Origin of the sequence: Hymenobacter sp. BT559 (assembly GCF_016427535.1) — a bacterium.
In the GTDB taxonomy this organism is placed as follows: domain Bacteria; phylum Bacteroidota; class Bacteroidia; order Cytophagales; family Hymenobacteraceae; genus Hymenobacter.
This window is the reverse complement of the sequence record NZ_JAELXV010000001.1, coordinates 1,481,388-1,496,458: the sequence shown is the minus strand read 5'-3', so window position 1 is coordinate 1,496,458 and position 15,071 is coordinate 1,481,388. Positions and strand designations below refer to the sequence as shown.

Sequence of the window (15,071 nt, the reverse complement as noted above, 5' to 3'; positions counted from 1 at the left end):
CCCTTGGCGGGGCTTTTTGCGTAGGCATTGAGCGCTGGCACCGACATTTGCCCACTCATTTTTCCCCATCAGCACACCGGGCTATCGGGCCCGCTGCTACATTCGACTTCCTCTGTGACGCTCGACACCAACCAACAACAAGTAAGCTACATCATCGGCCGTGACCTGGCCCGCAACTTTGCGCAGCAGGGCCTGGAGCTTGACATCGACACCCTAGCCGCCGCCCTCAAGGAAGGTCTTTCGGGCCAGCCCAGCCGCCTGAGCCAAGAGCAGATGCAAGCCGCCATGCAACAGCTGCAAGAGCAGCTCGGCGGAGGCATGGAAGATGAAGACGATGACACCCAATCCAACTCTATGAACAACAACAAAGCGGAAGGCGAAGCCTTCCTAGCGGAAAACGCTAACAAGCCCGGCGTAACGACGCTGCCTAGCGGCCTGCAGTACGAAGTACTTACCGAAGGCAGTGGCAAGAAAGCTGGCCCCCGCTCGTCGGTGACTACGCACTACCACGGCACCCTCATCAATGGCAAGGTGTTCGACAGCAGCTACCAGCGCGGCCAACCGGCTACGTTCGGGGTAAACCAGGTTATTGCGGGCTGGACTGAGGCCCTGCAGCTGATGCCCGAAGGCTCGAAGTGGCGCCTGTACATCCCCTCGGACCTGGCCTACGGTAAGCGTGGCGCTGGCCGCGATATCGGTCCTGACTCGGCGCTGATATTCGACGTGGAACTGCTAAAAGTAAATAACTGAGCCGCCGTGGTGCCCGAGCCGTCGCCCGCCGCCCAGCCCGACCCGCCCGCTGCGGGCCCTAGGGTATCGGCCCCGGCCTGGGTGCTGAGCAGTACTGCTACTGCCGGCGACCGCCCACCGGCACCTTCTACCCCTGCTGCAAGCACGCTACCGGAGGCCCCTGTGCCTCCGGTAGTTGAGCTACCGACCCCGCCCCCACCACTACCACCACTGCCCACCGTGCAAAGCCCCGATGGCCGCTTGGTGCTAACTGACACGCACCTGACGGTTCTCGGCCAAACCTTTGGGCTGCGCGAGTTGGAGCGAGCCGAAGTGCACCACGTGCGTTGGGTGCTGTGGGTGCTGCTAGGGAGCCTAGGGCTTGCTGTAGTGCTCATCGCCTTTTTGCAAAACTGGCTGCACACCGGGCCCGCCATGCTGGGCATGGCGACTACGGCGCTGCTGCTAGCGTATGGACAGCGCGGCACCAACCGGCTGCGGCTATGGCGGCTCAGTAGCTCTGCCGCGCATTTCGCGCTGCCCGGCGACTTATCGCTCTGGCAGCGCCTGGTAGGCGAGCTGAATCGCCGCATTGCGCGCACCCACGACTGGGTGGCGGCCGAAGCAGCCTACCTGCTGGCCCTGGCTGAGGCAGAAGCCGCCCAGCAAGCGCCCACCATACCCGCCGCTACCTTTCCTCCTCCACCCGCGTACTAGCTGGCTGTAATGAACCAGGCGCTGCGGGCGATATACCTCCGCTAGCAGCGCACTGGGCTTCGCCTGCTTACTTATTGCCCTACTTGCTGCATTTCTCTACCCGAACCGTTTTTTATGAGTTCTAAATCCTCCCACACCGCCATATCCGGGGCCGGGCTGCTCATTGCGCTCGGTATTATCTATGGCGACATCGGCACCTCGCCGCTGTACGTGATGAAGGCCATTGTGCCGGACCTTATCGAGCCAAAGCTCGTGCTGGGCGGCATTTCCTGCGTTATCTGGACCCTGACGCTGCAAACGACTATCAAGTACGTGCTGCTGACGCTAAATGCGGACAACAACGGCGAGGGCGGCATTTTCTCGCTCTACGCCCTAGTGCGGCGGCGGGGCGCCTGGCTATCGGCCGTAGCCATTATTGGGGGCGCGGCGCTGCTGGCCGATGGTGTCATTACGCCACCTATCTCGGTAGCGTCAGCCATCGAGGGCTTGCAGGCCAAGTATCCTAGTATTCCGACGGTGCCCATCGTTATTGGCATCATTGCGGGTCTCTTCCTGCTGCAAAGCTTTGGCACCCAGATAGTAGGCAAGGCATTCGGCCCCATCATGTTTTTGTGGTTCAGCATGCTCGGCATCTTGGGTGCCACTTGGATTGCCCAGGACCCGACCGTGCTTAAGGCACTTAACCCCTACTACGCCTACGACCTGCTGGTGAACTATCCTGGCGGGTTCTGGTTGCTCGGGGCCGTATTCCTGTGCACCACCGGGGCCGAGGCTCTGTACTCGGACCTAGGGCACTGCGGCAAAGGAAACATCCGCATTAGCTGGACGTTCGTGAAATCGACGCTGCTGCTCAACTACCTAGGGCAGGGTGCATGGCTGCTGGCGCACCAAAACCAGCAGCTAAATGGCCGCAACCCATTTTATGAGCTGATGCCGTCGTGGTTCCTGCTGCCCGGCATTGCGCTGGCCACGGTAGCGGCCATTATTGCCTCGCAGGCGCTCATCACGGGTTCGTTTACGCTGGTGGCTGAGGCTATCCGCCTGAATATGTGGCCCAAAGTGCGCCTCAACTACCCTACTGATGTGAAGGGCCAGCTCTACGTGCCCAGCATGAACCGCCTACTGCTGCTAGGCTGCATCGGCGTGGTATTGTTCTTCCGCGAAAGCTCCAATATGGAAGCGGCCTACGGCCTCGCCATCACGCTTACTATGCTGATGACCACCATCTTGCTCACGGTGTGGCTCTGGCGCATCAAGCGGGTGGCGACGCCGCTCATCTTCTTGTTTGTGCTCGTGTACGGGCTCATTGAGGGGTCTTTCCTAGTGGCCAACCTCGTCAAGTTCCCGCATGGCGGCTGGGTATCGCTGGCCATCGGCGCTACACTGATGAGCGTGATGTACGTGTGGCTGAAGGCGTTCTACATCAAGCGCCGCCTCACCGACTTCGTAAAGATGGAGCCCTACATCGAGCCGCTCAAGCAGCTCAGCAACGACGAATCGGTGCCGAAGTACGCTACGCACTTGGTGTTCCTGACCTCGGCCGAGCGGGCCAGCGAGATTGAGCAAAAAATCATTTACTCCATCTTCCAAAAGCGGCCCAAGCGCGCTGACATCTACTGGTTTATTCACGTCGATACCACCGATGAGCCGTATACCATGGAGTACAAGGTAACCGAGCTGGCTTCCGACGACGTGTTCCGCATCAACTTCCGGCTGGGCTTCCGGGTGCAACAGCGCATCAACCTGTTTTTCCGCAAGGTGGTCGAAGACCTGGTGCGCAACAAGGAAGTGGATATTACCTCGCGCTACGCCTCGCTGAGCAAGCAGCACGTGGTGGGTGACTTCCGCTTTGTGGTGCTAGAGAAGTACTTGTCCATCGAAAACGACTTCCCCACCATGGAGAAGCTCGTGATGCAAGCCTACTTCTATATCCGACAGTTCATTTCGTCCGAGCCGCAATACTTCGGCCTCGACACTTCATCGGTGAAAGTAGAGAAAGTACCGCTGGTAATTGCTCCGGTGCGGGAGGTAGCGCTAACGCGCATCGCCTAGATGGCATCAGCGATTCTCTTTCATTAAAAAAGCCCCGACCTAGTTTCCTAGGTCGGGGCTTTTTGTTGCTAGCAGCCAGAGCGGCTACCTAGGCTACTTGCCGAGCCACTTGGCCAGCAGGCGCTGCTGGTCGGGCGTGGCGGTAGCCAGGGGCTGAATCTGGTACTTGCGGTCGGGGTCGGGCGTTAGGGTCAGGCTGAGGTCATGGGTTTGGGCGCCGTGCTTCACTTGCAGCTTGAGGGTAGTGCCGGCGGGGCTACCTAGTATGGCCTGCTTGAGAGCGTCTTCGGTGGGCGCGGCGCCGTTGAGCTGCAGTATCTCGTCGTTCACGTTGAGGCCGCCATTCCAGGCCACGCCATCGCGCTTCACGAACGTGACCATAAAGCGGCCACCACGGCTGGCGATGGTGGCCCCTAGGCTGCCATTGGGGCTGGCCGGGGCGCTCGTGATGCCCAGGCCTACGTAGCCGAGGGCCGTAGCGTAGTCTAGGGTGCGGGTGTTATACACGCAGTTCTGAAAGAAATCGTCGTAGCGGCGGCCGGCCACCTCGGCCACGGCGTCCTGGTATTCTTGGTCAGTAAAGCCGCGCTTCAGGCCCTTGTAGTACTTGTCGTAGAGCAGGCGAAACACGTCGTCAATGTGCTTTTGGCCGTTGGTAGCCTGCACTATCATCAGGTCGAGCACCATGCCTACTAGCTCGCCCTTGTCGTAGTAGCTGATTTCCGAGTTGCGCGAGTTTTCGTCGGGCCGGTAGCCCCGAATCCAGGCGTCGAAGCTCGACATGGCCACTGGCTGAAACTTGTTGCCGGGCTGGTTTTCGACGCCGCTGATTACGCCCGCCAGAATGTCGAAATACTCCTGCGGCGTGTAGAAGCCCGCCCGCTGGGTTATCTGGTTGGCCATGTATTCGGTCTGGCCTTCGCTTACCCACAGCATGTGCGTGTAGTTTTCGCGGTCGTAGTCAAACGGCCCGAGGGCGATGGGTCGGATGCGCTTCACGTTCCAGAGGTGGAAGTACTCGTGGGCCACTAGGCGCATAAAATTCTTGTAGCCCACTTCTGAGCTATACGTGCCCGGCCGGGCACCTAGGGTAGTCGAGTAGAGGTGCTCGAGGCCCCCACCACCGGCTTCGGTGTGGTGCACGATGAAGAGGTAATGGTCGAGCGGGTTCTGGCCTACTACGCGCTGGGCCGCTTCCGTCACGCGCTTCATGTCGGCCAGCAGGCGGGGCTCATCGGCGGTAAACGGACCAAACATTGCCATCTGGTGTGGCGTGTTATTGGCCGTGAAGTTCAACACTTTCTGGCTGCCCACTTCAATCGGTGAATCAGCTAGCTCGTCGTAGTTGGCCGACTGATACGTGAACTTCTGCATGCCCGTGGCCGGGCGCAGTGCGGTGCTCACCGTGTTCCAGCCCGCGGCGGGCTGCACTGTTACCTGGCTGCTGAGGTCTTTGTAGCCTGCCGGGTACATAAAGATGCTGCTGCCGAGCGCGAAGCCGTGGTCGGCATCGATGTAGCTCGTGCGCACGCTTAGCTCGTAGGCGTACACGCCGTAGCTCACCTGAAAGCTGCTTTGCTTGGGGTGGCGCACCCGCCAGGTGTTTTTATCAAGCTTCTCCACAGCCAGCGGCTGGCCGCCCGCCGTGGCTTGCAGGCGCTCGACGTGCCGCGCAAACTCGCGCACCAGGTACGAGCCCGGCGCCCACACGGGCATTTTGATGTCGGTGTACTCGCGGTCGAAGCCTCGCAGCTCCATTTTCACTTCGAAGTAGTGGGTTTGGGGTGCGGGCATGGCCAGGGTGTAGCGCAGGCTAGCATTGCCTTTGTCGGCGGGCGCCGCCGTGGCCGTGGTGTTTCCCTTTTTTACTTTGGTTTTAACCTTGGTTTGCGCGGCCACGGGTACGGCCGCCAGCAGGCCTAGCACCAACGTGGCGCGGCCTAAAGCAGAAGCGGTTTTTAGCATACCCACAAAGAAACGACCCGTACCGGGCTACGCCAACCCAAAGGGACCGCGAACCTCAACCATGCCCTGGGCGTTAGGCTGAGCACTATCTATCCGTTTAGCTTGCTTATGCGCTTTATCTGGCTACTTTTTGGTACACTGCTCGCGGTGGTGCTCGCCGCGGGCTGGCACTACCAGCACCCGGCAGCAGCGCCCGCTTCTACTTCCCAGCAAGCGGCGCTACCCATCTTGTCGGTGGTCGAGCGGCGGCCCGCGTCGGCGCGCCGGCCGCGCCCCGTGCGGGCCGATAGCGTGGTGCGGTTTGCATTGGCGCAGCTTGGCACCAACTACTGCTACGCCGGCAGCAACCCCACCACGGGCTTCGACTGCTCGGGCTTCGTGCGGTTTGTGTTTGGCCGCTTCGCCGTAGATATGCCCCACTCTACCAGCTTGCTTATTGGGGTGGGCCGGCCGGTGCCCCGCGCCCAGGCGCGGCCCGGCGACATTGTCGTTTTTACAGGCACAGCGCCGGGCAGTACCACGCCTGGCCACGCGGGCATCGTTATCTCGGACCTAGGCGAGACGCCGTTGCGCTTTGTGCACTCTTCCTCGGCCCGGCGCGAGTCGGGCGTCAAAATCAGCCAGGTAGAGGGCAGCGGCTACGAGCAGCGCTTTATGCAAGTGCGGCGGGTCATTTAAATAAATGAGCAATTGGCAATGAACAATGAGTATTCCCTGCATAAGCGGGCTACCCATTGTTCATTGCCAATTGCTCATTATAAAAAAGCGATGCCCGGTCGGCCCCGGCGTTCTTGCGAACGCCATCGGGCCAACCAGGCATCTAATCCTTCAAATCTTACCGAGCGGCTTCGCTGGGGTACAGCGCCGACGTCTCACAGTAAGACCTGTCCAACGAAAGGGAGCCGCGATACCGCAGTGCCCTCCGCCGAGCTGTGTATTAGGCGAGTACGGCGGTGACGCGTACTACATTGGACAGGCTCGGCAGGATTTGGTTGGGACTACTAGACATTTTGTACCTCCTTTCTTTACGTTCGACATAACCCCCATCGCGCTTCCCAGCACCTTAGGGCTGCTTGAAGGGGGCCGTAGCACTCGCTACTGATAGGTAAAGTTAATTGCCGGGACATAGGTTCAAAGCTTTTGAAGCTTTTTTAAGGCCCTAGGGGGTGTTTGGGCAGCATTAGTCTGAAAGTCAAGGCAATTGTTTTTGAAGACACCGCGTTCCCACTCCGTGAGGCACCGATGAAAATTGGCCGCATAATTGCGAATAGGCACTGGGAAGCGATTTTTTTACCTTAGCTTGCCCCTCTTTCTAACCCCCCATATTCCCCGCTCTCTCACGATGTACAAATCAGTATTGCTACTGCTAGCGCTCTGGCTAGGATTAGCCAGCCAGTCAGCCCAGGCCCAAACCCTTTCGCCGCTCGGCATCTGGACTAATTCTGAAAAGAAAGCCACCTTCGAAATCTATAAGTGTGGCGATAAGCTCTGCGGTAAGCTCGTGACCCTGGCCGTACCCAACGACCCCGCAACCGGCAAGCCCAAGGTCGATACCAAAAACCCCGACCCCAAGCTGCGCACCCGCCCGCGCCTGGGCCTAGTGTTCATGGAAGGATTTAGCTACGACGGTGATAATAAGTGGGATAACGGCAAGATATACGACCCCGAAAGCGGCAAAACTTACTCGTGCTACATGAAGATGGAGAGCGCCAACACCATGGAAGTGAAGGGCTACATCGGCTTCTCGCTCATTGGCAAGTCGCAAACCTGGACGCGGGTAAAATAGCCGTAAAACGATTCTTTTAGAACAGCGTCTTTTCCGCCCGGAAAAGACGCTGTTTTTTGTTAATAGCCCCTACCAAACCGAAACTATTTGCCCTAGGAGGTGTTTTTCCCGCAGTCCGGCTTATCGGTTTTAGCAAGGGTGATACACTTTCTTCAACAGCTTTTTGGGCGGCGCGCAGGCGCCGATGCAGCGGCAGCCACCTGGCAGCCCGCCCGGGTGCCCACGCCCGAGCAAGCGCAGCAGCACGCCCGCTGGGTGGCCGAGGAGGTGTACCGCAACTGGCTAGCGCCTTACTACAAAGCCTACCACCTGCGCAAAGGCGGAGCCGGCGGCAAGCGCGGCCTGCGTGTGGAGCTGCTGCGCGAAGAAGGCCGCCAAGGCGCGCTCTTGTTTTATGACCCCAGCATCGGGCCGGGCAATTTTGGGCACCTCTACGAGCTGCTGGGCGAGCGCGTAACGGCGCTGGGCTACCACCGCGCCTGCCACGACCAGCGCCAGCGCCGCCACGAGCAGCACCACGAAACGGTGCATAAGCAGCTTTTCAAGCCTAACCCCACCGACTGCGCCGAATGTGGCCGCTGCAACCAGCGCTACGGCCTCATCACGCTCGACTTGGTGAGCGTAAATGGCCAGCCGATGTTTATTCGTCTCAGCAGCAACCCCGTGCGCGAGTCGCATTTCACCGCGCCCAAGTCGTTTGAGGAGCTATTGACTGCCCTGCTGGACGCCCCCGCCCCCGACGCAGATACCCGTGCCCGCATCGCAGAGTACTGGCAGTAGCAGTCGCTAGCGTAAGCCTGTGCAAGAGCCTGATTAAGATTTTCGATTATGGCCGTGCTGAATGCAGGGAAGCACATCTACTGCCTAGTCTGAGGCCCTCATGCCGAACGCAGGGAATTATATTCCCTGCGTTCGGCATGAGGGCCTAAAAGCTTCTTGTAAATCCGAAGTACGTTTCAAGCAAGGCCATTGCTGGCCTAGGAGGGCCAGATTTACTGGGGCGAAGCACAAACCCCCAAGGAGGGCAATAAAAGCTGCAGAAAATTCAACTTTCAGCAGTGCTAAATACCTGAGTCAGCTTAAATTTACTACGCTGCAATTGGTAACACTTAGCGCGGGCAATTAAGAGGTTTAAGCACCTTAGCTGCTCGGCAGGCTACCTAGGCGTTTCGCTACTCTATTCCCCGCCCTATGGTGCAACTTTCTACTTCTCTTCGACATACGCTTCGGTACCTGTCCGGCCGGCACGTGCTGCTGTGGCTGCTGCTTTGGCTGGGCGCAGCACCGGCCTGGGCCACACACATCGTAGGTGGCGAACTGGACTTGCAGTACCTGCAGGGAGATACTTACCAGCTCTCGATGAACCTGTACTTCGATGCCATCAATGGCAACCCCGGGGCGCTGGATAATTCCTTCAAGGCGGGCATTTTTGACAAGGCCACCAACCGGCTGATAAACACCGTCACGCTAGACCTGGTCAACAACACCTTTGTTAACTATACCTCGCCGGCCTGCGCGGTAGGCTCGCTTAGTACCCGGCAGCTGGTATATCGCAATCGTAATTTGCTGGTGCTGCCGACCAGCGTCTACAACAGTGCCCAAGGCTACTACGTGGCCGTAGAGCGCTGCTGCCGCAACAATGCCATCAGCAATATTGTGAGCCCCGGCGCGGCAGCCCAAACATTTTACCTCGAGTTTCCGGCCGTAGTGCGCAGCGGACAACCGTTTCGCGACTCCACGCCGCGCATTTTCCCGCCGCTGGCCGACTATGCCTGCGTGGGTGAGGTGTTCTACTACGATTTTGCCGGCCAGGATGCCGATGGCGACTCGCTGGTGTACGACATGGTGACGCCTTTCAACGGACACACTACGGCCGCCCAGCCCACGCTAGCCAACATCTCCAACGATGTCCCCCTACCCGCCCCCTACGCACCCATTACCTGGAACCCGGGCCTGAGCGCCAGCAACCAGATACCCGGCACACCCACGCTCACCATTGGCGCCCGCACGGGCCGCCTCACGGTGCGGCCCTCTCGCGTGGGCCTGTTTGTGTTTGGGGTGCGCTGCCAGGAGTACCGCCGCGGCGTAAAAATCGGCGAAACGCGCCGCGATTTTCAGCTGCAAGTGCTGGCCTGCCCCCGCAACGCGGCGCCCAGCGTTGCAGCGCTGCCAGGCACTACGGGCAACACGCCCTACCGCCCCGGCCGCGACACGCTGCGCCTGGTGCCCGGCGGCTCGCGCTGCCTGCGCCTGCGCTTCACCGACCCCGACGCCAGTTCGATGCTCACGCTCAGCCTGCGCTCGGTTAATTACACCGGTGCACTGCCCACGTTTTCGAGCACCATTTCGGGCATGGTGCATAGCCCCGGCCAGCCCGATACGCTGGTGGCCACGTTGTGCTTTCCCGATTGCGCCGATACCCAGGGCAAGGTTAATTTCTTAGATGTTATTGTGTCGGACAATGGCTGCGCGCTGCCCAAGCGCGATACCCTGCGCATAGCCTTGCTGGCTGCGCCTACTCCTAACGGCCTGCCTACGCTGGCCAGCACGGCCGGCCCCACGTTGCCCCTGCACGTGCGGCCGGGCCAGACCCTAGGGTTCGACTTGCTAGCCACCGACCCCGATGGCGACCCCATTGCCTACGCGCTCAGCGGCACCAATGGCTTTGCACCCGCCGCCCTAGGTGCCACCCTTACGGCACAGGCCCAGGTAGGCACCCGGCGTGCGGCCCGCTTCAGCTGGCCGGTGGGCTGCCCTGCCGTTACCGACCCGCCGGGCCAGGTACGCGAGCTGGTATTTACGGCTACCACCGTCACGCCCTGCGGGGTGCGGCAGGCAGCCCCGCCCCTTACCATCCCGGTTGTAGTCGACTACAGCAATGCACCGCCCGTGCTCACGTCGACCCTACCTGCCGACTCGGCGGGCGGCCCGCCCTTGGTGCGGGTGGCCCTAGGGCAGTCGTACACGGCCAACCTGACTGGGGCCGACAGCGACAAGGACGTACTCGTACTGAGCGCGGCGGGCCAGGGCTTTAACCTAGCCGATGTGGGCATGCGCTTCACAGCGCCGGCCGGGGCGCCGGGCCAGGCCAGCGGCACCTTCACCTGGCTGCCCACCTGCGACGGGGTGAGCGTGACCAACGGCCAGGCCCACGAGCTAGTGGTCACGTTTCAATTGCAGGAAAGCACCTGCCGGGCTCAGCCCCAGACGCGCACCGTGCGCTTTGCAGTGGCCCAGCCCGTGGCCAAGGAGTTTTTGCCGCCCAACATCATAACGCCCAACGGCGACGATAAAAACCAATTTTTTACCCTGGCCGACCTGCCGCCCGACTTCTGCGACGCGCGCTTCAAGGGTGTCAAAATCTTCTCGCGCTGGGGCCAGCAGGTATACGAGTCGGATAGTCGCAGCTTCCGCTGGGCCGGCGATGGCGTGGGCGGCACCTACTATTACCTCATCACCTACACCACTGGGCAGCGCTACAAAGGCTGGGTCGAGGTCATGCCCTAGGGTGCTTTCACGAACCCGCCGCTAAGCAAGCACACGAAAAAGGCCACCTCAATGGGTGGCCTTTTTCGTGTGCGTTGAGCTCGTATTTTGATTAATCTCAAGCTTTGAGACATCCTTTTTAAAGAGCTTTTACACAAGTTAATACATAAACAAAAATATTGCGAACAACGCTAGCCAGATGGCGTCTACAAAATGCCAGTATACCGTGATGGCCTGCAGCTGCCGGCGGTGGTAAGGGTTGCGAATGAACACTAGGGTGCGCACCCCATCGCGGGCGGCGTGCAGCGTGCGCAGCAGCAGCGCCAGCAGGTAGAGCATGCCGCCTACTATGTGGGCAATGTGCACTCCCGAAATAAAATACACGTAGGTACCCGCCGGATTATCTCTGAAGAAGACGCCCTGCTGCATCAGCTCGCGCCAGCCCGCTAGCTGCAAGCCACAGAAGATGCTACCCAGCAGCAACGTGGCACCCAGGCAGCGCGCCAGATTGGGCAGGTCATCGGCCCGGTAGAGGCGCCGAGCCTGCGCCACCACCGGCGACGACACCAGCAGCACAATGGTGCTAAGCGAAAAGTAGCGCGGAAACGGGTGCCCGCTCGGTGCCCCGCCGTCTTTCAGCCGCGTGAAGATGTACATTGACACCAGCCCCGTAAACAGTACTGCTACCCCTAGCAGGCCTAGGTAAAACATCATGAGCAGCGGCGGCACGCGTTCGATACGCGCAAAGGCCGAGCTACCAGCTGGCTGGCGCCCCGCACCTATCTGGCTGCGGCGTTCATTATCAGGCGTTTTCAAGTAAGAAATACACGACAAGTGAAAAGACAAGCAGGCCTGCCCCTGGCTTTTAGATAGTGCCAGCGCCCTGCCTAGTCATAAAGCTTTTGCCTAGGGGTTAAGTTGCCATTTCTAGCTAGTTAGCGATAATTTTTCTGCATTTTGCTACCTAGGGGCACCGCCGTGGGCCCAGGCGCTCCTGGCAGCCTATCTGAAGAACGACCCAATCTTGCCCAGCACGGCATTGAGCGTGATTTTGGGGCTGGTGCGGTCGGGCAGGCCGAAGGTGACGTGGGTTTTGCCGGCCACTCGCAGGTCGAGCACCAGCCCTAGGGTGCGGGCCAGGTCGTGTAGCTGCTGCAAGGGGTCAATCTTGGGCTTGGGGCGCTTGGGGGCGCCGGGCGGCTGCGGCGGGCCGCTCGTTATCATATCGAGCACCTGCTGGCTCGGCACGTTCAGGATAAGGTAAGAGCCGGAGGCAGCGAGTTGTATTTCGTGCCCGCCCGGCCAGGTTAGCACCAGCCGGGCATCTACTTCGAGCCCCCTAGCCACGCGGGTGGTTGGGGTCGGGCGAAACGGCCGGCGCGGCGCTGATGCTCAAGCCATTGGTGGGGGCGTCGCCCTTGGTGCGGATGCGCAGGGTACCGTTGAGGCGCCAGGTAGCGGGCGGGCCGGCGGGGTTTTGCTGGTTGGGTACTTGCAGCTCCATTTGGTCGAAGCCACAGTTGAGCTCGATGCCGCCCGAGAGGCGCGTAAGCAGCGAAGCGGCCGTTTCGGCCCAAGAAGGTTGGTCAGCCATGAGTAGAAAGAATAGGTAGGCGAATAAGAAGAAACTAGCGGCCAGTAGCGAGCCCTAGGTCAGGTCCAAGCTGGTCAGCACGGACACAAAGCAAGCAGTTAACTTTTGAAAAACCCAAACGCAACCGCCGGGCCGGGGTTGCCGTTGCGACTAGAGGCGTATTTTTGCCGTCGTCATCGGGTTCTGCCTATCATTCTCTTTTACCATGAAATTCTTCACCTGGTTTGCTGTCGCTACCATCGCCATCCTGCTACTCGCCCGCTTTATGCCCAAGTCGCCCGCCGAGCCCATCATCCCTACCGAGATGAAAGAATCGCAGGGTGACCCCGAGCGCGACGAGAACGCGCCGCCCGCTCGCACCGAAGAAGAAGGCCGCCGCGATGCCGAGCAAAAGCAAGGTGGCTCGACGCTCGTAGTGCCCGCTTTCCGCCCGGCCATGGCCTAGGGCTCCCTTAAGGCTTACTTTTCCCGCCGCTTGTCATTGCGAGCGCAACGAAGTGGAGCGCGGCAATCGCACCAGGACGGTCCAAACGGGTCTCGTTCTGGTGCGATTGCCGCGCTCCACTTCGTTGCGCTCGCAATGGCAGTGCCTTTATCCTGACAATACGGTTACCCACCCCTGCCTTATGGACCCGCAACAACGCATTCAGGAGCTCACCCAGCGCCTGCACCACCTAAATAACCAGTACTACCAGCACGATATTTCGGAGGTGTCGGACCAGGAGTTTGACGCCATGCTGGCCGAATTGAACCAGCTCGAAAAAGCCTACCCCGACCTGGCCCAGCCCAATTCGCCCACTCAGCGCGTGGGCGGCACCATCACTAAGCAGTTTGCCACCGCTCAGCACCGCTACCCCATGCTGAGCCTAGGCAACACGTACTCGGAAGACGACCTGCGCGAGTTTGACGAGCGCGTGCAGCGCGGCCTCGAAGGCGCGCCCTACAGCTATGTGTGCGAGCAAAAGTTTGACGGCGTAGCCATGAGCCTGCACTACGCCACCGGCGAATTGCAGCAAGGCGTGACGCGCGGCGATGGCACCCGCGGCGACGTAGTAACGGCCAATGTGCGCACCATCCGCACCCTGCCGCTGCACCTGCACGCCGGATTCCCGGCCGATGTGGAGGTGCGCGGTGAAGTGTTCATGCCCAACCAGGTTTTCAACGACCTTAACCAGGAGCGCGAGCAAAACGGCGAGGCTCTGCTGGCCAACCCCCGCAACGCAGCCAGCGGCGCGCTCAAGCTGCAAGATTCGGCCTTGGTGGCGGCCCGCCGGCTGCGCTTCTACGCCTACTCAGTGCTCACGCCGGGCCGGCACTTCACCAGCCACAGCGAGAGCCTGGAGGCTGCCGCCGCCTGGGGCCTGCCGGTGTCGCCCACCTGGCGGCGCTGCGCCAACATCCAGGAAGTGCTCGATTATATCCATGAGTGGGCGCAGAAGCGGTTTGAGCTGCCCGTGAATACCGATGGCATCGTTATCAAGGTAGATAACCTGCGCCAGCAAGACCAGCTCGGCCTCACCGCTAAGAGCCCGCGCTGGGCTATTGCTTACAAGTACCCCGCGGCGGCTGCCCGCACCGAACTGCTGCGCATCGAGTACAATGTGGGCCGCACCGGCGCCGTGACGCCCGTGGCCCACCTCACGCCCGTGCCGCTGGCAGGCACCGTCGTGAAGCGCGCCAGCGTGCACAATGCCAACCAGATAGCTCTGCTCGACCTGCGCCTCGGCGACATGGTATTTGTGGAGAAAGGCGGCGAGATTATCCCAAAAATCACCGGCGTAGACTTTGCGGCCCGCCCCGCCGGGGCCGAGCCCATTCGCTACCCCAGTGAGTGCCCTGCCTGCGGTACGCCGCTCGTGCGTCCCGAGGGCGAGGCCCACTACCGCTGCCCCAACGAGCGTGGCTGCCCGCCCCAGCTTAAAGCGCGCCTTGAGCATTATGTATCGCGCAAAGCGCTGAACATCGACGGCCTAGGCGCCGAAACCGTGGGCCGATTCTTTGACCTAGGGCTGGTAAAAACGCCGGCCGACATCTACGACCTGCCCCAGCGCCGGGCCGAGCTTATTGGGCTGGAGCGCCTGGGCGAGAAGTCGATAGACAACCTCATTGCCGGCATCGAGAAAAGCAAAACGGTCCCGTTCGAGCGCGTGCTGTTTGGCCTAGGTATTCGCTACGTGGGCGAAACGGTGGCCCAAAAACTGGCCCAGCACTACCGCACCATGAGCGCCATCATGGCCGCCTCAGCCAAGGAAATGGCGGAGGTACCCGAGGTCGGCGGCGTTATCGCCGACTCGCTAGCTCTGTGGAGCCAACAGCCCGAAAACCAGCACCTAGTGCAGCGTCTGCAAGCCGCTGGCGTGCAACTCGAAGTAACGGGCGAGCCGCCCAAAGCCGTAAGCGACCGCCTAGCTGGCCTCACCTTTGTGCTTTCGGGTGTGTTTGAGAACTACAGCCGCGAGCAGTTGCAAGAACTCATTCAGCAGCACGGCGGCAAAATTACGGGCTCCATCTCCAAGAAGCTGAGCTACTTGGTAGCTGGTGAAAACATGGGCCCCGCCAAACGTGAAAAGGCCACCACGCTGAAGGTGCCCATTATTTCGGAGAATGAGCTACTGGCTCTGCTGCCGCTAGTGGAATAGCTCGAAGGCTAGCTTAGCTCTAAAAAAAACGCTTGTCCTGCTGAGCTTGCGAAGCATCTTCTCACGTGAAGTTATTTCGACCGTGAGAAGATGCTTCGCAAGC

13 protein-coding genes are annotated in these 15,071 nt (G+C 60.4%); 9 read left to right on the top strand and 4 right to left on the bottom strand.

The window, feature by feature from the left end; genetic code table 11:
• Positions 1–27: 27 nt before the first annotated feature.
• From bamJ to JAO77_RS06160, 3 genes are all read left to right on the top strand, one after another.
• Complete coding sequence (gene bamJ / locus JAO77_RS06170; protein WP_235998222.1) at positions 28–750, top strand: BamJ family beta-barrel-assembly machinery protein; 723 nt, start codon at positions 28–30, stop codon at positions 748–750.
• Positions 751–759: 9 nt separating this feature from the next.
• Entirely contained in the window at positions 760–1,446 is a 687-nt protein-coding gene (locus tag JAO77_RS06165; RefSeq protein ID WP_198989396.1) for a hypothetical protein, read from the top strand.
• 114 nt (positions 1,447–1,560) lie between these two features.
• A complete protein-coding gene (locus JAO77_RS06160) occupies positions 1,561–3,498 on the top strand; it encodes a KUP/HAK/KT family potassium transporter (protein ID WP_198989395.1) in 1,938 nt (645 codons plus the stop codon).
• 93 nt (positions 3,499–3,591) lie between these two features.
• On the opposite strand, the gene JAO77_RS06155 is transcribed toward JAO77_RS06160, so the two are convergent.
• Positions 3,592–5,463, bottom strand: a complete 1,872-nt coding sequence (locus JAO77_RS06155) for a M61 family metallopeptidase (protein ID WP_198989394.1) — start codon at positions 5,461–5,463, stop codon at positions 3,592–3,594.
• Between the two features lie 108 nt (positions 5,464–5,571).
• Between JAO77_RS06155 and JAO77_RS06150 the strand changes: the two genes are divergently transcribed.
• The 4 genes from JAO77_RS06150 to JAO77_RS06135 all read left to right on the top strand — a co-directional run bounded on the left by JAO77_RS06150 (position 5,572) and on the right by JAO77_RS06135 (position 10,756).
• The gene (locus JAO77_RS06150) at positions 5,572–6,141 is read left to right on the top strand and encodes a C40 family peptidase (RefSeq protein WP_198989393.1); all 570 of its coding nucleotides are present in this window, start codon (positions 5,572–5,574) and stop codon (positions 6,139–6,141) included.
• A 664-nt stretch (positions 6,142–6,805) separates the two neighbouring features.
• A complete protein-coding gene (locus JAO77_RS06145) occupies positions 6,806–7,249 on the top strand; it encodes a DUF2147 domain-containing protein (protein ID WP_198989392.1) in 444 nt (147 codons plus the stop codon).
• A 138-nt stretch (positions 7,250–7,387) separates the two neighbouring features.
• The gene (locus JAO77_RS06140; RefSeq protein ID WP_198989391.1) at positions 7,388–8,029 is read left to right on the top strand and encodes a hypothetical protein; all 642 of its coding nucleotides are present in this window, start codon (positions 7,388–7,390) and stop codon (positions 8,027–8,029) included.
• 411 nt (positions 8,030–8,440) lie between these two features.
• Positions 8,441–10,756 (top strand): T9SS type B sorting domain-containing protein, encoded by a 2,316-nt coding sequence (locus JAO77_RS06135; RefSeq protein ID WP_198989390.1) that lies wholly within the window; start codon positions 8,441–8,443, stop codon positions 10,754–10,756.
• A gap of 138 nt (positions 10,757–10,894) precedes the next feature.
• Here the strand turns inward: JAO77_RS06135 and JAO77_RS06130 are convergent, their stop codons facing one another.
• The 3 genes from JAO77_RS06130 to JAO77_RS06120 all read right to left on the bottom strand — a co-directional run bounded on the left by JAO77_RS06130 (position 10,895) and on the right by JAO77_RS06120 (position 12,329).
• The gene (locus JAO77_RS06130) at positions 10,895–11,569 is read right to left on the bottom strand and encodes a cytochrome c oxidase subunit 3 (RefSeq protein WP_235998221.1); all 675 of its coding nucleotides are present in this window, start codon (positions 11,567–11,569) and stop codon (positions 10,895–10,897) included.
• Between the two features lie 168 nt (positions 11,570–11,737).
• On the bottom strand, positions 11,738–12,082 hold the full coding sequence (locus tag JAO77_RS06125) for a hypothetical protein (protein ID WP_198989389.1): 345 nt from the start codon (positions 12,080–12,082) through the stop codon (positions 11,738–11,740).
• On the bottom strand, positions 12,075–12,329 hold the full coding sequence (locus JAO77_RS06120) for a hypothetical protein (protein WP_198989388.1): 255 nt from the start codon (positions 12,327–12,329) through the stop codon (positions 12,075–12,077). The genes JAO77_RS06125 and JAO77_RS06120 overlap by 8 nt, the downstream gene beginning before the upstream one ends.
• Before the next feature lie 205 nt (positions 12,330–12,534).
• Between JAO77_RS06120 and JAO77_RS06115 the strand changes: the two genes are divergently transcribed.
• Entirely contained in the window at positions 12,535–12,774 is a 240-nt protein-coding gene (locus JAO77_RS06115; RefSeq protein ID WP_198989387.1) for a hypothetical protein, read from the top strand.
• A 181-nt stretch (positions 12,775–12,955) separates the two neighbouring features.
• A complete protein-coding gene (gene ligA, locus JAO77_RS06110) occupies positions 12,956–14,968 on the top strand; it encodes an NAD-dependent DNA ligase LigA (protein ID WP_198989386.1) in 2,013 nt (670 codons plus the stop codon).
• Positions 14,969–15,071: the final 103 nt, after the last annotated feature.

Excerpts from the sequence above, each read along its gene's own strand:
- JAO77_RS06160 (WP_198989395.1), top strand. The coding sequence starts at position 1,561 with ATGAGTTCTAAATCCTCCCACACCGCCATATCCGGGGCCGGGCTGCTC.
- JAO77_RS06155 (WP_198989394.1), bottom strand. The coding sequence starts at position 5,463 with ATGCTAAAAACCGCTTCTGCTTTAGGCCGCGCCACGTTGGTGCTAGGC.
- JAO77_RS06150 (WP_198989393.1), top strand. The coding sequence starts at position 5,572 with ATGCGCTTTATCTGGCTACTTTTTGGTACACTGCTCGCGGTGGTGCTC.
- JAO77_RS06145 (WP_198989392.1), top strand. The coding sequence starts at position 6,806 with ATGTACAAATCAGTATTGCTACTGCTAGCGCTCTGGCTAGGATTAGCC.
- JAO77_RS06135 (WP_198989390.1), top strand. The coding sequence starts at position 8,441 with ATGGTGCAACTTTCTACTTCTCTTCGACATACGCTTCGGTACCTGTCC.
- JAO77_RS06120 (WP_198989388.1), bottom strand. The coding sequence starts at position 12,329 with ATGGCTGACCAACCTTCTTGGGCCGAAACGGCCGCTTCGCTGCTTACG.
- JAO77_RS06115 (WP_198989387.1), top strand. The coding sequence starts at position 12,535 with ATGAAATTCTTCACCTGGTTTGCTGTCGCTACCATCGCCATCCTGCTA.
- ligA (WP_198989386.1), top strand. The coding sequence starts at position 12,956 with ATGGACCCGCAACAACGCATTCAGGAGCTCACCCAGCGCCTGCACCAC.